This is a genomic window from Ruegeria sp. AD6, assembly GCF_056542325.1.
The window spans coordinates 20,253-39,342 of the sequence record NZ_JBQFZQ010000007.1; the positions used below are offsets into that span (position 1 = coordinate 20,253).

At 60.9% G+C, this 19,090-nt stretch carries 19 protein-coding genes; 16 read left to right on the forward strand and 3 right to left on the reverse strand.

The window, feature by feature from the left end; translation table 11 throughout:
• Nucleotides 1-13: 13 nt before the first annotated feature.
• Nucleotides 14-385: a YraN family protein gene (locus ACR0KJ_RS14400; protein WP_170455578.1), complete on the reverse strand. Its 372-nt coding sequence runs from the start codon at nucleotides 383-385 to the stop codon at nucleotides 14-16.
• A gap of 1 nt (nucleotide 386) precedes the next feature.
• Entirely contained in the window at nucleotides 387-1,244 is an 858-nt protein-coding gene (gene rsmI / locus ACR0KJ_RS14405; protein WP_170455580.1) for a 16S rRNA (cytidine(1402)-2'-O)-methyltransferase, read from the reverse strand.
• Between the two features lie 88 nt (nucleotides 1,245-1,332).
• Here rsmI and ACR0KJ_RS14410 point away from each other — a divergent pair, with 88 nt between their 5' ends.
• From ACR0KJ_RS14410 to murJ, 3 genes are read left to right on the forward strand one after another with little or no spacing between them, the layout of a single operon-like run.
• The gene (locus ACR0KJ_RS14410; RefSeq protein ID WP_170455582.1) at nucleotides 1,333-2,505 is read left to right on the forward strand and encodes a penicillin-binding protein activator; all 1,173 of its coding nucleotides are present in this window, start codon (nucleotides 1,333-1,335) and stop codon (nucleotides 2,503-2,505) included.
• Nucleotides 2,465-5,284: a [protein-PII] uridylyltransferase gene (locus tag ACR0KJ_RS14415; RefSeq protein ID WP_480585746.1), complete on the forward strand. Its 2,820-nt coding sequence runs from the start codon at nucleotides 2,465-2,467 to the stop codon at nucleotides 5,282-5,284. The genes ACR0KJ_RS14410 and ACR0KJ_RS14415 overlap by 41 nt, the downstream gene beginning before the upstream one ends.
• Nucleotides 5,281-6,822, forward strand: a complete 1,542-nt coding sequence (murJ, locus tag ACR0KJ_RS14420; protein ID WP_480626994.1) for a murein biosynthesis integral membrane protein MurJ — start codon at nucleotides 5,281-5,283, stop codon at nucleotides 6,820-6,822. Before ACR0KJ_RS14415 ends, murJ begins: the two co-directional genes overlap by 4 nt.
• Here the strand turns inward: murJ and ACR0KJ_RS14425 are convergent, their stop codons facing one another.
• Nucleotides 6,823-7,509 (reverse strand): rhomboid family intramembrane serine protease, encoded by a 687-nt coding sequence (locus tag ACR0KJ_RS14425; protein ID WP_480626995.1) that lies wholly within the window; start codon nucleotides 7,507-7,509, stop codon nucleotides 6,823-6,825.
• A gap of 88 nt (nucleotides 7,510-7,597) precedes the next feature.
• On the opposite strand from ACR0KJ_RS14425, the gene trpS reads away from it, so the two are divergent.
• From trpS to ACR0KJ_RS14490, 13 genes are all read left to right on the forward strand, one after another.
• A complete protein-coding gene (gene trpS, locus ACR0KJ_RS14430; protein WP_170522297.1) occupies nucleotides 7,598-8,626 on the forward strand; it encodes a tryptophan--tRNA ligase in 1,029 nt (342 codons plus the stop codon).
• Nucleotides 8,627-8,684: 58 nt separating this feature from the next.
• Nucleotides 8,685-9,548 carry a branched-chain amino acid aminotransferase gene (locus tag ACR0KJ_RS14435; protein WP_170522295.1) on the forward strand — a complete coding sequence of 288 codons (864 nt, stop codon included), beginning with the start codon at nucleotides 8,685-8,687 and terminating at the stop codon, nucleotides 9,546-9,548.
• 77 nt (nucleotides 9,549-9,625) lie between these two features.
• Nucleotides 9,626-10,081, forward strand: a complete 456-nt coding sequence (locus ACR0KJ_RS14440; protein WP_170455593.1) for a universal stress protein — start codon at nucleotides 9,626-9,628, stop codon at nucleotides 10,079-10,081.
• Between the two features lies 1 nt (nucleotide 10,082).
• Nucleotides 10,083-10,676: a 2-hydroxychromene-2-carboxylate isomerase gene (locus ACR0KJ_RS14445; protein ID WP_170522293.1), complete on the forward strand. Its 594-nt coding sequence runs from the start codon at nucleotides 10,083-10,085 to the stop codon at nucleotides 10,674-10,676.
• Between the two features lie 69 nt (nucleotides 10,677-10,745).
• A complete protein-coding gene (locus ACR0KJ_RS14450) occupies nucleotides 10,746-11,309 on the forward strand; it encodes a NifU family protein (RefSeq protein WP_170455597.1) in 564 nt (187 codons plus the stop codon).
• Nucleotides 11,299-11,889 carry a tRNA (adenosine(37)-N6)-threonylcarbamoyltransferase complex dimerization subunit type 1 TsaB gene (gene tsaB, locus ACR0KJ_RS14455; protein ID WP_480626996.1) on the forward strand — a complete coding sequence of 197 codons (591 nt, stop codon included), beginning with the start codon at nucleotides 11,299-11,301 and terminating at the stop codon, nucleotides 11,887-11,889. The genes ACR0KJ_RS14450 and tsaB overlap by 11 nt, the downstream gene beginning before the upstream one ends.
• Entirely contained in the window at nucleotides 11,886-12,299 is a 414-nt protein-coding gene (locus tag ACR0KJ_RS14460; RefSeq protein ID WP_170623994.1) for a GNAT family N-acetyltransferase, read from the forward strand. The genes tsaB and ACR0KJ_RS14460 overlap by 4 nt, the downstream gene beginning before the upstream one ends.
• Before the next feature lie 161 nt (nucleotides 12,300-12,460).
• Nucleotides 12,461-13,459: a BMP family ABC transporter substrate-binding protein gene (locus ACR0KJ_RS14465; protein ID WP_170455603.1), complete on the forward strand. Its 999-nt coding sequence runs from the start codon at nucleotides 12,461-12,463 to the stop codon at nucleotides 13,457-13,459.
• Nucleotides 13,460-13,548: 89 nt separating this feature from the next.
• The gene (locus ACR0KJ_RS14470; protein ID WP_170623996.1) at nucleotides 13,549-15,078 is read left to right on the forward strand and encodes an ABC transporter ATP-binding protein; all 1,530 of its coding nucleotides are present in this window, start codon (nucleotides 13,549-13,551) and stop codon (nucleotides 15,076-15,078) included.
• Between the two features lies 1 nt (nucleotide 15,079).
• Nucleotides 15,080-16,174 carry an ABC transporter permease gene (locus ACR0KJ_RS14475; protein ID WP_170455607.1) on the forward strand — a complete coding sequence of 365 codons (1,095 nt, stop codon included), beginning with the start codon at nucleotides 15,080-15,082 and terminating at the stop codon, nucleotides 16,172-16,174.
• Nucleotides 16,174-17,142 carry an ABC transporter permease gene (locus ACR0KJ_RS14480; protein WP_170522285.1) on the forward strand — a complete coding sequence of 323 codons (969 nt, stop codon included), beginning with the start codon at nucleotides 16,174-16,176 and terminating at the stop codon, nucleotides 17,140-17,142. The genes ACR0KJ_RS14475 and ACR0KJ_RS14480 overlap by 1 nt, the downstream gene beginning before the upstream one ends.
• 257 nt (nucleotides 17,143-17,399) lie before the next feature.
• Entirely contained in the window at nucleotides 17,400-18,320 is a 921-nt protein-coding gene (locus tag ACR0KJ_RS14485) for a sulfite exporter TauE/SafE family protein (protein WP_170455612.1), read from the forward strand.
• Nucleotides 18,321-18,322: 2 nt separating this feature from the next.
• Nucleotides 18,323-19,090, forward strand: a complete 768-nt coding sequence (locus ACR0KJ_RS14490; protein ID WP_170455614.1) for a TIGR02186 family protein — start codon at nucleotides 18,323-18,325, stop codon at nucleotides 19,088-19,090.

Here is a 19,090-nt window from a genome sequence, read left to right on the forward strand (position 1 = left end):
GGTTCAATGGGGCTTAGGCCTGTCCAAACGCGTTTTCGATGATTTGGACCGCACCCGAGCGATCAACCAATGCCGCGTCGAACCGCACATTCGTTAGCTGCCCGCCAGGTTCGTTTTCCAGAAACTGCGCAGCCGAGGCGCAAATCCGTTCCGTTTGCCGCCGTGTGATACGGGCCGCGGCCATGTCAAAACTGGCGCTTTTCTTTACCTCGATGAAGACCAGCCCATCGCTATCGCGTGCAATCAGATCAATTTCACCCCCGGCACCGCGCCAACGGCGATGTGCGATGGAAAAGCCACGGCGTTCGTAATCTGTAGCGACGCGCAGTTCCGCCGCCTGACCCGCGTGATAGGACACTGATCCCCGAACCGAACGCTGTGCCATGTCATCCCTTTCCCAATTTCAGGGCCTTCTGGTAGATCGGACGCCGGGGCAGATCATACATCTGCGACACCAGATCCGCGGCATCCCGAACCGAATGCGTCTGCAAGGCCTGTTTCAAAGCCTCTTCTACGTCAGACTCGTTAACACTTTGCGAATGGCTGCGATCCACCAGCAAGACAACCTCGCCCTTCACGGTCTGACCCTGATAGGCCTGCGCCAGTTCGCCCAGCGTACCGCGCTTGATTTCTTCGAATTTCTTCGTCAGTTCCCGGCACAAAGCGGCCTGACGATCTGCGCCCAGAACGTCGGACAGATCGGACAGGCTGCTGGCGACGCGTTTGGGCGATTCGTAAAACACCAGCGTTCCGGGAATATCACGCAGGGCTTCGATTCGGCTGCGCCGAGCACCGGACGCATTCGGCAGAAAGCCTGCAAAAAAGAACGCATCCGTTGGCAAACCCGCCAGCGTAAGGGCCGCCAAAGCCGCAGACGGCCCTGGTGCACAGGTCACTGTATATCCGGCCTCGGCCGCTTGCCGCCCAAGATCATAGCCCGGATCGGCGATCAGTGGCATTCCGGCTTCGGACGCGTAGGCAACCGACTGCCCCTGTGCCAGCGCGTCCATAATCTTGCCGCGCGCGCCCGCGCCGCTGTGATCGTGATAGGCGTGGATTCGGCGACCATCCAGCGGGATGCCATGGATCTCCATCAATCGGCGCAGGCTGCGGGTGTCTTCCGCCGCGATCACGTCCGCCGAAGCCAGAATATCCAGCGCCCTGAGCGTAATGTCGCGCGCGGTTCCGATCGGAGTGGCAACAAAATACAGGCCCGCAGCCAATCTGATCTTTTGGAAATTCAAAGCTGGACCCTCACAGCATGACGTTTATTATCGCGGCTCGATAGAATAGCAGCGCCCGTCGCCGCCGGATCAGGGAGTTTTCTTTTAGATGTTTACCGTTTGCAAGCCCGTAAGCAAGCTGGCGAAGGCCGCTGCTGCCCTGGCCACCATGGCGTTTCTGGCTGCCTGTGAAGTTGGCGGTTTGGGCGGCGGGCCATCGATCAACACATCGAAACCTGTCCCGGTCGCCCTGCTGGTTCCAAGCGGGTCAGGTCAGGCGGGAGACGCCGCACTGGCGCGCAGCCTTGAGAACGCGGCGCGGCTGGCGATGAACGACCTTCCGAACGTTCAGATCGACCTGCGGGTCTATGACACTGCCGGAAACGCGGGCACCGCATCCGTTGTTGCGCAGCAGGCCGTGTCGGACGGGGCCAAGATCATCATCGGACCGGTCTACGCACAAGCGGCCAACGCGGCCGGGCTGGCCGTGCTGAACAACAACGTCAATGTTCTGTCCTTTTCGAACAACACCAGCATCGCGGGCGGTAATGTCTACGTGCTTGGTCCCACATTCCAGAACACCGCAAACCGGTTGGTGAACTATGCAGGCTCGCAAGGTAAAACCGGCACCGTAATTGTGCACAGCAATGACGCGGCGGGCCAGTTGGGCCAGTCGGCCATTGCCAATGCGCTGAACTCCAGCCCGGTCAACAACGCGGGCACTGTGGGCTATGACCGCTCGCAACAAGGGGTGATCAACGCGGTTCCCACCGTCAAGGCAACAGTGGATTCGTCGGGCGCGGACTCGGTGTTCCTGACAGCAACAACGGCCGGTGCGTTGCCCCTGTTCACCCAGCTTCTGCCAGAGGCAGGCGTTTCACCGGCCACGACGCAATTCATCGGCCTGACCCGCTGGGACATCCCACCGCAAACGCTGGAACTGCCGGGTGTTCAGGGCGGTTGGTTCGCCCTGCCGGACCCCTCCAAGGCACAAGCCTACCGCCAGCGCTATAACGCGACCTACGGCGAGGCCCCGCATCCTATCAGTGGCTTGGCCTATGACGGCATCGCGGCCATCGGCGCACTGGTCTCGCAAGGCAAATCCGACGCGCTGACCGGGGCGGCCCTGACACAGAACGCCGGTTTCCAGGGCGTCGGCGGCATCTTCCGTCTGCGTCCGAACGGCACCAACGAACGCGGTCTGGCCGTCGCCACGATCCAGAACAAACAGGTGGTTGTGATTGACCCTGCCCCACAAAGCTTCTCTGGCGCCGGTTTCTGATCGACCCGGTCTGGTTGCCGCGCCCGACACCGTGCTGATCTGCCCCGCCGAGGATATTTTCGACAGCGCCAGTGTGACTAAGCAGCTGGCGTCTGCATTTGAAGCCTGCGCGGACAATGCCGCGATCCGTTCGGAAACCGTGCGAATCCTGCGGCATGCGCAGAAGACCGGGCGCAAGGCCATTGCGGATGCGTTTGCGGCGCGCCCGTTTGATGCGCGGCCTCTGACCCGATCCTATACGCACCTGACCGATCAACTGGTCGGCACGGCGATGCGCGTGTCCAGCGAGCGTCTGCACCCGCTGGCCAACCCGACGCAAGGCGAACGGATCGCCGTTCTGGCCGTTGGCGGATATGGGCGGGGCGAAATGGCCCCGGCCTCGGATGTCGATCTGCTGTTTTTGACGCCTTACAAGATCACCGCCTGGGCCGAGAGCGTGATTGAATCCATGCTCTACATCCTGTGGGATTTGCGGCTGAAGGTGGGGCATTCCTCTCGCACCATCAAAGACTGCCTGCGGTTGGGAACCGAAGATTTCACCATCCGCACCGCGATGCTGGAACAGCGCTATCTGGCCGGTGACACGGCCCTGGCGGAGGAGTTGGACAACAAGCTGAAATCCGACCTGTTCAAAGGGACCGAGCGCGAGTTCATCGAGGCCAAACTAAAGGAACGCGACGAACGCCACCTGAAACAGGGCCAGCGCTATATGGTCGAACCGAATGTGAAAGAAGGCAAGGGCGGGCTGCGCGACCTGCAATCGCTGTATTGGATCGCAAAATACATCTACGGCGTTCAGGATGTGGCCGAGCTTGTGCCGCTGGGTCTGTTCACACCTGAAGAATTCAAGACCTTTGTCGAGGCCGAGGATTTCCTGTGGGCCGTGCGCTCTCATCTGCATCTGGTGACGGGGCGTGCGACGGAACAGCTGACCTTTGACATGCAGGTCGAGGTCGCGGCGCGAATGGGCTACGAAGACAGGGCCGGTCGGCGCGGTGTCGAGGTGTTCATGCAGCGCTATTTCCGCGAGGCGACGCGCGTGGGCGAGCTGACGCGGATCTTCCTGACCAAGCTGGAGGCCGCGCATGTGAAAGGTGCCCCGCTGCTAGAACGGATCTTCCGGCGTCGCCCGAGGGTCAAGCAGGGCTACAGCGTTGTGCACGGGCGTCTGAACATCGCCGATCCGGACGCGTTTCTGGCAGACAAGGTGAACCTGCTGCGCCTGTTCGAGGAAGGGTTGCGGACCGGTATGTTAATCCATCCTGACGCAATGCTGCTGGTAACAGCCAACCTGCATCTGATCGACGAGGACATGCGCAACGACAAAGAAGCGCGGCGCATTTTCCTGGACCTGATGCTGAAACACGGCAACCCGGAACGGGCCTTGCGGCGGATGAACGAACTGGGCGTGTTATCGGCCTTCCTGCCCGAGTTCGAGCCCATCGTCGCGATGATGCAATTCAACATGTATCACAGCTATACGGTGGACGAGCATACCATTCAGTGCATCGTGAACCTGGCCCAGATCGAGCGCGAAGAGTTGATGGAGTCCTTGCCTCTGGCCTCTTCGATCCTGAAAGGTGGCGTCAACCGCAAGGTTCTGTATGTGGCCTTGCTGCTGCACGATATCGCCAAGGGGCGGCCCGAGGATCACTCGATCCTGGGGGCGCAGATCGCGCGCAAGGTGGCCCCCCGGCTTGGGTTGAACAAGGGGGATTCCGAGACGGTCGAATGGCTGGTGCGCTATCACCTGCTGATGTCCGACATGGCGCAGAAACGCGATATTTCTGACCCGCGCACCGTGAGGGACTTTGCCAAAGCCGTGCAGACGGTCAAGCGGCTGGATTTGTTGACCGTGCTGACGGTCTGCGACATTCGCGGCGTCGGGCCGACCACCTGGAACAACTGGAAAGCCACCCTGTTGCGGGCCCTGCATGCCGAAACCAAACGCGCGCTTGAGACCGGAATGGAGGACCTGAACCGCGCCAATCGCGGGACCGAGGCCAAAAAGGCGCTGCGGGCCCAGCTTGCGGATTGGTCCAAGGCCGACCTGAAGGTCGAAACCGGGCGGCACTACGCACCCTATTGGCAGGGTCTGAACGTGGCGACGCATGTCGAATTTGCGGACATGCTGCGCGCGCTGGATCGCAGCGGTGATCCGGGCGAAGTCGAAATCCGTCTGCACCCGGACGAGGATCGCGACGCGACCCGCGCCTGCTTTGCCATGGGCGACCACCCCGGTATCTTTGCGCGGATTGCGGGCGCTCTGGCGCTGGTCGGGGCGAACGTGGTGGATGCGCGCAGCTACACCACCAAGGACGGCTATGTGACAGACGCATTCTGGATACAGGACGCCGAGGGCCACCCCTTCGAGGCCGCGCGCCTGCCGCGTCTGACCCAGATGATCCACAAAACCCTGAAAGGCGAGGTTGTCGCCCGCGAGGCGCTGAAATCACGCGACAAGATCAAGAAACGCGAGCGCGCGTTCAACGTGCCGACCCATATCACCTTCGACAATGACGGGTCCGAGATTTACACGATCATCGAGGTTGATACCCGCGACCGGCCCGGCCTGCTCTATGACCTGACGCGGACGCTGGCGGCGGCCAATGTCTATATCGCCAACGCCGTGATCGCGACCTATGGCGAACAGGTGGTGGATACTTTCTATGTCAAGGATATGTTCGGGCTGAAATACCACTCGGAAAGCAAGCAGCGCGGGCTTGAGGCCAAACTGCGCACCGCGATCACCGAAGGCGCCGAGCGCGCGGCCTCATGAAGCAGATCCGGCTGTTTTCGGGTTTCTTCACGGTTGGGTTCTGGACTCTGGCCAGCCGCATTCTGGGCTTTCTGCGGGAAATCTTGTTGACCGCCTATATCGGCCCGGGGCCGGTGATGGACGCGTTTGTGGCGGCCTTCCGCCTGCCCAATATGTTCCGCCGGTTTTTCGCCGAAGGGGCGTTCAACGCGGCCTTTGTGCCGATGTTTTCGAAACGGCTTGAAGGTGGTGAAAACGCCGAAGGGTTCGCACAGGATGCATTCAACCTGCTTGGCGCAGCCGTGCTGGCGCTGGTCGGTGTGGCAATGGTGTTCATGCCGGGCCTCGTGTGGCTGACGGCCGAAGGGTTCTATGGCGATGAGCGGTTCGATCTGGCCGTCGATTACGGTTACGTCGTCTTTCCGTACATCCTGTTCATGTCATTGGCGGCCTTGTTTTCGGGCGTGCTGAATGCGACGGGCCGCTTTGCAGCCGCCGCTGCCGCGCCCGTTTTGCTGAACATCTTTGCGTGCTCGGCGCTTATCTTCGGCGCGATGTCTGGCGGTGAGGTCATTCGCTGGCTCATCACCGTGATCCCTGTCGCCGGGGTCGCTCAACTGGCTCTGGTCTGGGTCGCGACCGAGCGCGCGGGTATCCGTATCCGCGTGGGCCTGCCGCGCCTGACACCCGAAATGCGCAACATGGTTCGCATTGCGGTCCCTGCCGCGTTGGCCATGGGGGTTACGCAGGTCAATCTGGTGGTGGGTCAATTGGTGGCATCCAAGACCGAGAAAGCCGTCAGTTGGTTATTTGCCGCTGATCGTCTGTATCAGTTGCCTCTGGGCGTTGTCGGAATTGCCATCGGCATTGTCTTGCTGCCCGACCTGTCCCGCCGTCTGCGCGCCGACGACAAGGAAGGTGCGCGCAACGCCTTCTCGCGCGCGGGCGAGTTCATGTTGCTGCTCACGCTGCCCTCGACCGTGGCGTTTCTGATCATCCCGATACCCTTGGTTTCAGTTCTGTTCGAGCGCGGCCAGTTCAGCGCCGAGGATACCGCCGCCACAGCGCTCGCCGTGGCGATCTACGGCGTCGGGCTTCCGGCCTTCATGCTGCAGAAACTGCTGCAACCGCTGTATTTCGCGCGCGAGGATACGAAATCCCCCTTCCGCTATGCTGTCGTTGCCATGATCATCAATGCGGCTTTGGCCTTTGGTCTATACCCTGTGGTCGGATGGATCGCACCCGCCATTGCAGCGTCGGTTGCCGGATGGGCGATGGTTGCCCTGCTGGCCATCGGTGCGCGGCGCATGGGGGACGAAGCGCGGTTTGATGACCGGTTCAAACTGCGCGCATGGCGGATTGTTGCGGCTTCCATCGGAATGGGCGTGGTGCTGTTTGCCGCAATCCACCTGTTCGGCTGGGCCTTCGCGCTGGCGGGCTGGCGCTATCTCGCGTTACTGGCGCTGATCGTCGTGGCGGCGGTTGCGTATTTCGCGCTTGGCCATTTGTTGGGCGCATTCAAACTGTCCGAGTTCAAGCGCGCCCTGCGCCGGTCCTGATCAATCCCGCCGAATGCGGCCCTTGATCCGGGCCCAACCGCCTGGGGCCAGGAAGAACGACAGTCCGAAACCGGTGGCAAACCCACCCAGATCGGCCACCCAATCGGACGTCCCGCCGAACAGCAACCCAAAGAGCAGTTGAATACCCATCAGCACGGCGATCAACTGGAAAGCCCGTGCCTGATTTTCGCCGACCAGAGACAGCTTGCGCCACAACAGCCATGTAAAGGCCCCAATCAATCCGTAGACCGGTGGGAAGCCTCCGACCAAGGGATACGAAGGATCAAGGATCAACGCATAGGCCAGCGCGCCACCCACGCCGGACAGCACAAAGATCAACAGCATCGGAAAGCCGCCAAAGACCTCTCCGACCATCTTGCCCATGGCCAGCACGAAGACGCAGACGAACACCGCTTGGGTGAAATTGGTCGAGACAAAGGGATAGGTCACGAAACGGATGACATGCTCGAACGGCCAGCGACCGTTCAGCACCATCCAGTCGAAAATATCCGCCGAAAAGGCGTAGCTCTGCAGCGCATCCAACCGCCAGCCTACTGCACCTGGCCCTCCGACCAGCCCGCGCGCGCCCAGCGTGAAGGCCAGTTCGATCCCGATGATGAACAGAACCAGCGCCACCACGACGGGCGGCAGGGGGTTCACGGCGGGTGTGTAATGCTCACTGCTCATATTGGGCGGGCCTTTCGCGGCTGTTGACGTCCCTGACCCTCATGGGTAAGCGACGAGGGCTGATTTTTCCAGACGGGAGTTCCCTTCGATGACCCAGACCCAATTCACGCCGCGCGTGTTTTCCGGCATCCAGCCTTCGGGCGGGCTGACCCTGGGCAATTATCTGGGGGCGATGAAGCGCTTTGTGGACATGCAGGGGCCAGAGTTCGAAACCATCTATTGCATGGTCGACCTGCACGCGATCACCACATGGCAGGACCCCGCTGCGCTGTCCCACAACACCCGCGAGCTATGCGCCGGGTTCATCGCTGCGGGCATTGATCCGGAACAGTCGATCCTGTTCAACCAAAGTCAGGTGCCTGAGCACGCGCAGCTTGGCTGGATCTTCAACTGTGTCGCCCGGATGGGTTGGATGCAGCGGATGACTCAGTGGAAGGACAAGGCGGGCAAAAACCAGCAGAATGCCTCGCTGGGTCTGTTCGCCTACCCGTCGCTGATGGCTGCCGACATTCTGATCTATCACGCGACCCATGTTCCGGTGGGCGAGGACCAGAAGCAGCATCTGGAACTGACACGCGACATTGCGATCAAGTTCAACAACGATTTCGGCGTGGATTTCTTCCCCATTACCGAACCGGTGATCGAAGGCGCGGCCACGCGGGTCATGAGCCTGCGCGACGGGTCCAAGAAGATGTCCAAATCCGATCCATCGGATATGAGCCGGATCAACATGACCGACGATGCCGACACGATCGCCAAGAAAATTCGCAAGGCCAAGACGGACCCGGATGCGCTGCCCTCAGAACCCGATGGTCTGGAAGACCGCCCCGAGGCGCGCAATCTGGTGAACATCTACGCCGCCCTTGCAGATCAAAGCGCCGAACAGGTGCTGTCAGATGTGGGCGGCAAACAGTTCGGTGAGTTCAAACCGATGCTGGCGGAACTGGCGGTCGAGAAACTGTCGCCGATCTCGTCCGAGATGGCGCGGCTGATGAACGATCAGGCCGAGATCGACCGCATTCTGGCACGTGGCGCTGAACGCGCGCGCGAAATCACCGCACCGATCCTGCGCCAGACCTACGACATTGTGGGTATGGTCGGCGCAACATCGCGCTGATTACACTGGACCTTCGCCTGACGCCCTCCTAGGTTTGCCCAAAGCTTGGGAGGGCGTCATGGCAACGGGCAAGAATATCCGCACCTATTTCGAAGGCCAATGGCACGATGGGGACTCTCCGATCATGCGTGCCGCCGACCATGGCGCGTGGCTGGGCTCGTCAGTGTTTGACGGGGCGCGGTATTTCGAAGGCATGGCCCCGGATCTTTTGGCCCATTGCGCCCGCGTGAACCGCTCGGCTGAGGCGCTGATGCTGACGCCAACGGTGACGCCAGAACAGATGGTCGATCTGGTGCGCGACGGGCTGCAGGCCTACGGCCCGGACACAGGCGTCTATATTCGCCCGATGTATTGGGGGATCGATGGTGACGCCACTGCCATTGTTCCAAAGGAAAACAGCACCGGTTTCGCAATTTGCCTGGAAGAGATTCCGATGGCGCCCGAGACGGCCTCGACCACGCTGACAACCACACGTTTTCGCAGGCCGGTTCTGGAATCTGCCGTTGTGCATGCTAAGGCCGGATGCCTTTACCCCAACAACGCCCGCATGCTGCAGGAGGCGCGCTCCAAAGGGTTCTCGAACGCGCTGGTTGCGGACGCGATGGGCAATGTGGCCGAAACCGCAACCGCCAATATCTTCATGGTCCGGGACGGTGAGGTCTTTACCCCGATCCCCAACGGCACCTTTTTGGCCGGGATCACCCGCGCGCGTCACATCAAGAACCTGCGCGCCGATGGCGTCACCGTGCATGAAACGATTCTGGGCTTTGACGATTTCCATCAGGCGGATGAGGTGTTCATGTCCGGGAACATGAATAAGGTGACGCCGGTAACCGCGCTGGACGACACGCAATTTCAGATTGGCCCTATTGCCCGCCGCGCCCGTGGTCTTTATTGGGATTGGGCTGCCAGCGATCGCTAGCTGAATATGTGGGCATTGCCCGAGTTGCCAGCGCGCAATCGGTCGGGCATCATCCCCAAAAAAGAATGAGGACACCCATGCGCAAGTTCCTGGTCGTACTGGATGACAGCCGTGAATGCCTGAATGCGATGCGCTTTGCCGCAATGCGCGCGGCCCATACCGGCGGCGGCGTCACGATCCTGTCGGTCATCCCGCCGGACGAGTTTAACCACTGGATCGGTGTGGCCGAGGTCATGCGCGAAGAAGCGCGCGAGCGTATTCACGCGCATTACGAAGTGTTCGCCAAGTGGATGCGCGACAAACAAAACGTCGAGCCGGAACTGGCGATCCGCGAAGGCGATCCGGTGCCTCAGATCATCGAGCACGTGCAGTCCGACCCCGAAATCGGCGTGCTGGTTCTTGGGGCGGGCACCGACAAGAAGGGGCCCGGCCCGCTGGTCACGCAGTTGACGAAGAACTCGGGCAGCCTGCCAATCCCGATCACAATCGTGCCCGGCGATCTGAGCAAGGAAAAACTGGAAGAAATTACCTGAGATGGCGGCGAGCGTCGATTTCTGGTTCGAATTCGCCTCGACCTATTCCTATCTCAGCGCCATGCGCATTGAACAGGCCGCCACCGCCAAGGGCGTGACCGTGAACTGGCAGCCGTTCCTGCTGGGGCCGATCTTTGCCGATCAGGGCTGGACCACGTCGCCCTTCAACCTCTACCCCGCCAAAGGCCGCTATATGTGGCAGGATATGGAGCGGTTATGTGCCGCGCGCGCCTTGCCGTTTCAACGCCCGGACCCGTTCCCGCAGAACGGCCTGCATGCGGCGCGTTTGGTTCTGGCCATCGACCCGCCGGACCAAAAAGCGCGTTTTGTCCGCGCCGTCTACAGCGCCGAGTTTGGTCGGGGTCGCGAGATTTCGGATCAAGGGACTCTGCTGGACTGTCTGCGCGATGCGGATCTGCCGTCTGATCTGTTGCAGCGAACGGCGGATTCGGACGTCAAGGCCGCGCTGTTTCAGCAAACGGATCGGGCCAAGGCGGCGGGTATCTTTGGTGCGCCCAGCTTTCTGATCGGGGATGAGCTGTTTTGGGGCGATGACCGGCTGGATCAGGCGCTGGGCTACGCCGCCTCAATTTAGAATAGTTCCAAATCTTGACTTCCCCGACTGCGACGCGCATATCAATGGCACCTTAGACGGAGCTGTCCCATGTTCATTCAGACCGAATCCACCCCAAACCCGGCCACATTGAAGTTTTTGCCCGGCCAGACGGTGCTTGAGGCGGGAACAGCCGATTTTCCAACCGCCGAAGCGGGTGAGAAATCCCCTCTGGCCAAGCGCATCTTCGGCGTTGACGGCGTGACCGGCGTGTTCTTCGGGAACGACTTTGTCACCGTGACCAAATCGGATGACGTGCAGTGGGACCACATCAAACCCGCCATCCTTGGCGCGGTGATGGAGCATTACCAGTCCGGTCAACCTGTTATGGGTGCGGACGCAACAACGGCATCCGGTCATGCGGAGCATACCGGCGAAGATGCAGAAGTCGTCAACCAGATCAAAGAGTTGCTGGACAGCCGTGTGCGGCCCGCAGTGGCGCAGGATGGTGGTGACATCACCTTCCACGGCTTTGACCGGGGCGTGGTTTACCTGCATATGCAGGGCGCTTGCGCCGGGTGCCCCTCGTCCACACTGACCCTGAAAATGGGTATCGAGAACCTGCTACGCCACTACATCCCCGAAGTGACCGAGGTTCGTCCGGTTGCCGTCTGACCCGACAATACTGGCATTTGACACATCGGCCGCGCATTGCGCGGCCGCTTTGCTACGGGGCGGACAGATCGTCCTATCCGTGGCCGAGGCCATGTCACGCGGACAGGCCGAACGGCTGATGCCCCTATTGGAAGAGGTGTTGGCACAGGCTGGCAGTAGCTGGGCAGATCTGGACGCCATTGGCGTGGGCGTCGGGCCGGGAAACTTTACCGGCATTCGCATTTCGGTATCGGCAGCACGGGGGCTGGCCTTGGGCCTGAACGTCCCCGCCGTGGGCGTGTCTGGTTTTGACGCATTGGCCGACATTGCCCCGGACACCCATATCCCCACCATCCCGGCACCGCGCGATCAGGTCTATGTGCAAACGGCTGACTTGCCCGCACGCCTGATACAGCTGGATGAGGCCAAGGCATTGGGGCCGCTCTACTTCTGCCCCGACCCGGCAGCACAGGCGCAAGCCATTGCGCGGGTTGCAGCACTTCGATGGGACACCGAAACCCTGCCGCCTGCGCCTTTATACGTCCGCCCCGCCGATGCGGCACCGTCCAGCGACACGCCTCCGGTCTTGCTGGACGAATGACACCTCGGGATCTGGCCGCAACACATGCCGCCGCTTTCACCCAATCCCGTCCTTGGACGGCGTCCGAGTTCGCTGACCTGCTGGCCAACCCGTTCACCCACTGCATCGGAACGCCCAAAGCCTTCGCCCTGTTTCAGGTGATTGCGGATGAGGCGGAGTTGCTGACCATCGCGACTCACCCCAGCCATCAACGGCAGGGGCTGGGCCTGCAATGCATGAACGACTGGCACGCAAAGGCCGCGCAACTGGGCGCGATACGGGCGTTTCTGGACGTAGCCGCCGACAATCGGCCCGCAATCGCGCTATACCATCGCTGCGGATACCGGGTGTGTGGTCAGCGCAAGGGCTACTACCGCCGAGAAAACGGGCCAAACTGCGACGCAATTGTCATGGAATGCGCCCTGCCCTGACGGTAAGTGGCAATTTTCGGACCAAACGGTCAAAAATCTATTGACCCCACCTGTTGCAAACATCCTTAATTCCCGCCATCACAACAGTTATGCTCGCTCTGAGTGGGTAATCGGGGCTATCCTTGGCCTTGGACCAACGACAAAAACAACGGGAGTAAGAAATGACCCTCATGAAATCTCTGATGGGTGCCGCTGCGGCGGTCGCACTGACAGCTGGCGCAGCCCTGGCCGAACCGGCGCTGATCTTTGACCTGGGTGGCAAGTTTGACAAGTCGTTCAACGAAGCCGCACATAACGGCGCACAGCGTTGGGCAGATCAAACCGGCAAAACCTACCGCGAGATCGAGCTTCAGTCGGAAGCCCAGCGCGAACAGGCCCTGCGCCGCTTTGCCGAAGCCGGTGCCAACCCGATCATCACCATGGGCTTTGCCATGGCCGATCCGCTGGCCGCTGTTGCCGGTGATTACCCGGACACCAAGTTTGTTGCGGTTGACGTAACCTGGCTGGAGGCTCCGAATATCCGTCAGATCGGTTTTGCGGAACATGAAGGATCGTATCTGGTCGGCATGATGGCAGCGATGGCGTCCCAGTCGGGCACCGTTGGCTTTATCGGCGGCATGGACATCCCGCTGATTCGCCACTTTGGCTGCGGTTACGCCCAAGGTGCCAAGGCCGTGAACCCGGATATCGAAGTTGTCGCCAACATGACCGGCACCACCCCCGCGGCATGGAACGACCCGGTGAAGGGTTCGGAACTGACCAAGGCGCAGATCAGTCAGGGCGCTGACGTGATCTATGCGGCCGCAGGCGGCACCGGCGTTGGTGTTCTGCAAACCGCAGCCGACGAAGGCATCCTGTCGATCGGCGTGGACAGCAACCAGAACCACCTGCATCCGGGCAAAGTGCTGACCTCGATGCTCAAGCGCGTGGATGTTGCCGTTTATGACGCCATGAAGGCGGGTGAAGACCTGCAAACCGGTGTCTTCTCGATGGGTCTGGCCGAAGAAGGCGTTGGCGTCGCAATGGACGAAAACAACGCAGAGCTGGTCACCGAAGAAATGAGCTCGGCCATCGAAAGCGCACGGCGCGACATTATCGACGGCAATGTCTCGGTTGTCAGCTACTACGAGAACGACAGCTGCCCGGCACTGCAATTCTAAAACCCATGCGGGGCGGAGGGTCTCTTTCGCCTCGCTTTTTCCTTCTGCCGCGCCGGTTGCGCGGTCCCTTCGGCAATTGAGGACACGACATGACCGTCCCCGCCATTGAGCTCAAAGGGATTTCCAAAGCCTTTGGGCCGGTTCAGGCCAACAAAGACATTTCCATCAGCGTCGCCCCCGGTACGATCCATGGGATTATCGGTGAAAACGGTGCGGGCAAATCCACGCTGATGAGCATCCTCTACGGGTTTTACAAAGCCGACAAAGGCGAGATCTGGATCAACGGCACCAAGACCGAGATTCCGGACAGTCAGGCGGCGATTGCCTCGGGCATCGGGATGGTGTTCCAGCATTTCAAGCTGGTCGAAAACTTCACCGTTCTGGAAAACATCGTTCTGGGGGCCGAGGATGGCGGCATGCTGGCGCCGTCGCTGGCCAAGGCGCGTAAGGAACTGAAAGCGCTAGAAGAAGAGTACGAGCTGTTCGTGGACCCCGACAAACGCATCGACGAGATCGGTGTGGGCATGCAACAGCGGGTCGAGATCCTCAAGGCGCTGTACCGCCGGGCCGAGATTCTGATTCTCGACGAACCCACCGGCGTTCTGACGCCGTCCGAGGCGGACCAGCTGTTCCGCATCCTCGACCGGCTGCGGGCCGAGGGGAAAACGATCATCGTGATTACCCATAAGCTGCGCGAGATCATGGAGAACACCGATACCGTTTCGGTCATGCGGCGCGGGCAGATGACGGCCACCGTCAAGACGTCCGAGACCAGCCCCGAAGAACTGGCCGAGCTGATGGTGGGCCGCAAGGTTCTGCTGCAGGTCGATAAAGTGCCTGCAAAGCCGGGCAAACCGATTCTGGAGATCGAAAACCTGCAAGTCTTTGACAGCGCCGGTGTTGAGCGGGTCAAAGGGATCGACCTGACCGTCCGGGCGGGCGAGATTGTGGGCATTGCCGGTGTCGCGGGCAATGGTCAGTCTGAACTGCTGGAGGTTCTGGGCGGGATGCGCCCAGGTCAGGGCTCGATCAAGCTGAACGGCGTGCCGCTGCCGCTCAGCGGGGCGGGGTCGGATGGACAGGCGCGGCGCGCGCAGCACATTGCCCATGTGCCCGAAGATCGGCAGCGCGAAGGTCTGATCATGGACTTCCACGCGTGGGAAAACGTGGCCTTCGGCTATCACCGCGACCCGGCTTACAAGCGTGGCATCTTCATGGACAACGCCGCCCTGCGCGCCGATACCGAAGCGAAGATCGAGAAATTCGATGTCCGCCCACCGAATGGCTGGCTGACGGCCAAAAGCTTTTCGGGGGGGAACCAGCAAAAGATCGTCGTCGCGCGCGAGATTGAGCGCAATCCCGACCTGCTGCTGGTCGGCCAGCCGACCCGAGGTGTCGATATTGGCGCGATCGAGTTCATTCACAAACAGATCGTCGCCCTGCGCGATCAGGGCAAGGCCATCCTGCTGGTTTCGGTCGAGTTGGAGGAAATCTTCTCACTGTCCGACCGGATCGCAGTGATGTTTGACGGACATATCATGGGCGAACGTCTGCCCGCCGAGACGGATGAAAAAGAACTGGGCCTGCTGATGGCCGGTGTTGCGGGAGAGGCCGCGTAACATGGATAAAATGCCCAAATGGGCCGATGTCGTGCTGATCCCGGTGATCAGCCTTCTACTGGCCGCAATCCTTTCGGCGCTGGTCATTCTGGCCATCGGAGAAAACCCGGTCGAGGCCGTGAACCTGATGGTCACCGGCGCGCTGGGATCGACCTATGGCTGGGGCTATACGCTATACTACGCCACCAACTTCATGTTCACCGGATTGGCCGTGGCCGTCGCGTTCCACGCGCGGATGTTCAATATCGGGGGCGAAGGTCAGGCAATGCTGGGCGGGCTTGGCGTTGCCATGGTCTGCTTGTATGTCCCCTGGCCGCATTGGAGCATTGCCCTGCTGGCCGCCTGTGCCGCCTCGATGCTGTTTGGCGCGGCATGGGCCGCGATCCCGGCCTATCTGCAAGCCAAGCGCGGCAGCCATATCGTGATCACCACCATCATGTTCAACTTCATCGCCGCCGCCTTCCTGAACTACATGCTGGTCAATGTGATGCGTCCACAGGGCTCGCAAGACCCGGCGACCGCGCGCTTCCCCGAGGCGGTCCACCTGCCGACTTTCCAGTCGATGTTCTCAACCGCCGAGAATGTGATGTTCCGGGGAGCACCTGCGAATATCTCGTTCTTCGTGGCGATTCTGGCCTGTGTGATCGTCTGGGCCCTGATCTGGCGCACAAGGCTGGGCTATGAAATTCGCGCCTATGGCCATTCGGAAACCGGGGCCGTTTATGCCGGTATCTCGCCTGTGCGCATCACCATCATCGCCATGCTGATCTCGGGCGCGCTGGCGGGTCTGATGGCAATCAACAACGTGATGGGTGAGGCGGAACGGCTGGTTCTGAATTCAACCGAAGGCGCGGGCTTTATCGGCATCGCTGTGGCCCTGATGGGCCGGTCGCACCCGTTCGGCGTGTTCCTTGCGGCGCTGCTGTTCGGCTTCCTGTATCAGGGCGGCGCAGAACTGGCGCTGTGGACCTCGATCCCGCGGGAACTGATCGTCGTCATTCAGGCGCTGGTCATCCTTTTCACCGGAGCGCTCGACAATATGGTTCGCATGCCGCTTGAAAAGCTGTTCCTGGGTCTGCGGAAGGGGGCTGAGTGATGGAGTTCTTCGTTACCCTCATCCAGGTCCTCGATTCGACTATCCGTCTGGCCACACCGCTGCTGCTGGCTTGTCTGGCCGGGCTTTATTCGGAACGCGCGGGTATCTTCGACATCGGGCTTGAAGGCAAGATGCTGATGTCGGCCTTTTTCTCGGCCGCCGTCGCTGCCGTAACCGGTTCGGTCTGGCTGGGCCTTTTGGCAGGGATCGGCGCGTCGCTGGTCCTGTCAGCGCTGCACGGGGTGGCCTCGATCACCTTCCGGGGCAATCAACTGATCTCGGGCGTTGCCATCAACTTTCTAGCCTCGGGCCTGACCGTGCTGATCGCCCAAAGCTGGTTCCAGCAGGGCGGGCGCACCCCGTCCCTGTTTGGGCAAGGCCGGTTCGAGCCGATCGAGTTTCCCTTTGCCGAAGCGCTGAGCGGTGTGCCAATTCTCGGCCCGATTTACTCCGAACTGCTGTCGGGCCATTCGATCCTTGTTTACATCGCCTTTCTGATGGTGCCGCTGACCTGGTGGATCCTGTATCGCACCCGGTTCGGTTTGCGCCTGCGGGCGGTGGGTGAAAACCCGGCGGCGGTGGATACGGCGGGCGTCTCGGTTGTTGGTCTGCGCTTTGCCGCTGTGGCCATCTGTGGCGTGCTCTGCGGTATTGCAGGGGCGTATCTGGCGACCGCGCTGCAGGCCGGGTTCGTCAAAGAGATGACCGCCGGCCGGGGCTTCATTGCGCTGGCCGCACTGATCTTCGCGAAATGGCGCCCGTGGCATGCCATGTGGGCCTGTCTGCTGTTCGGCCTGCTGCAAGCCGTTGCGCTGCGGTTCCAGAATATCGATCTGGGCGGCGTGGTGATTCCCGTTCAGGTGATGGACGCCCTGCCCTATATCCTGACCGTCGTCATTCTGGCCGGGTTCGTAGGCAAGGCGGTACCGCCCCGAGCGGGTGGTGAGCCCTATGTAAAGGAACGCTGATAAGTCCAGTTTCGAGACAATTCTGGGTCCTGTTTGCTGCAGAGCGGCATGCACAGTTGATTTTGCATGCCGCAACCGTTCTAAAAGGGTATGTGCGTGTTTCCTTTGCCAGACAGCAGCGTGACCAGGGGTCTACAGATCACCTCGATACGCTGCCAGGCTGTCACGGAAACGTACAAATTCCGGTGTTTAACCATCCCAATTGATCGCGGCTTTGTCGCATTGAACTGGCCCCATTCGCCCGACTAGAAGACAACATGCAGATCTACCTTCCCATCGCCGAAGTCTCCGTGAATGCCTTTCTTCTGTTAGGGCTGGGCGGGATGGTCGGCATCCTGTCCGGAATGTTCGGTGTTGGGGGCGGCTTTCTGATGACGCCCCTGCTGTTCTTCATCGGCATCCCGCCTGCCGTCGCGGTTGCGACCGAAGCCAACCAGATCGTTGCCTCGTCCTTCTCGGGCGTGCTGGCGCATTTCCGACGAAAGACGGTCGATCTGAAGATGGGCACGGTGCTTTTAACGGGCGGCCTGATAGGCGCGGCCCTGGGTGTGGTGATTTTCAACTACCTCAAGGGGCTGGGTCAGGTCGATCTGCTGGTCACCTTGTGCTACGTCGTGTTTCTGGGCGTTATCGGCAGCCTGATGTTCGTCGAAAGCCTGCGCGCGCTTCGGCGCGTAAAAAAGGGCAACGCCACCCCTGCCAAGCGCAGACAGCGCGGCTGGGTGCATGCGTTGCCGTTCAAAATGCGCTTTCGGACCTCGGGCCTTTATATCTCGGTCATTCCGCCGGTTCTGGTCGGACTGTGCGTGGGCGTTCTGTCAGCGATCATGGGCGTCGGCGGCGGTTTCATCATGGTGCCCGCGATGATCTACCTGCTGGGCATGCCGACCAAGGTCGTGGTCGGCACCTCGCTGTTCCAGATCATCTTTGTCACCGCCTTCACCACCATGCTGCACGCCACCACCAACTACACCGTTGACGTGGTATTGGCGGTTCTCTTGCTGGTCGGAGGCGTCATCGGCGCGCAGATCGGCACCGTGATCGGCGCGCGTATGCCGGCCGAGCAACTGCGTGTTCTGCTGGCCGCGCTGGTTCTGGTCGTCTGCGGCAAGCTGGCGCTGGACCTGCTACTGGAACCGACCGAGCTGTTCTCGCTCGGCGACAGCGGAGGGCACTGAGAATGTTGCGCCCTCTGATCGCCGCTTTGTGCCTGCTATGCCTGCCCGCCGCCGCAGCCGAGGAACAGGTTGTTCTGGGTCTCAGCCAGGACCGTGTTGCCATCACCGCCAATTTTGACGGCTCCGAGATCCTGATCTTCGGCGCCATCAAGCGCGAGGCCCCGATCCCCGAAGGCCCCCCGCTTGAGGTCATCGTGTCCGTCGCAGGCCCGTCCGAACCGATCACGGTGCGGCGCAAGGAACGCAGGTTCGGTATCTGGGTCAACACCGACAGCGTTCTGGTCGATCTTGCCCCCAGCTTCTATGCCGTCGCCACAAGCGCGCCGTTTGACGAGATCATCACCGACACCGAAGATCTGCGCTATCGCATTTCCATCGAACGGGCGATCCGCTCGGTCGGGGCGGCGATGCATATTCGGGGCGCTCAGGAATTTGCCGATGCGGTGGTGCGGATTCGCGAAAACGAAGACCTGTATTCGATTCGGGAAAACACGGTCGCGGTGGACGAACAAACCCTGTTTCGCACCTCGATCGCGATGCCCGCAGACCTGACCGAAGGCGATTATGTGGCGCGGATTTACCTGACCCGGGGGGGTGAGGTTGTCTCGCAATACGAAACCACCATTGACGTGCGCAAGGTGGGGCTGGAGCGGTTTCTGTACAACATGTCCCGCCAGCAGCCTGTTCTTTACGGCCTGATGTCGCTGGTCATCGCCATTGCTGCGGGTTGGGGCGCATCAACCGCCTTCCGTCTGCTGCGCGAAAAGTAA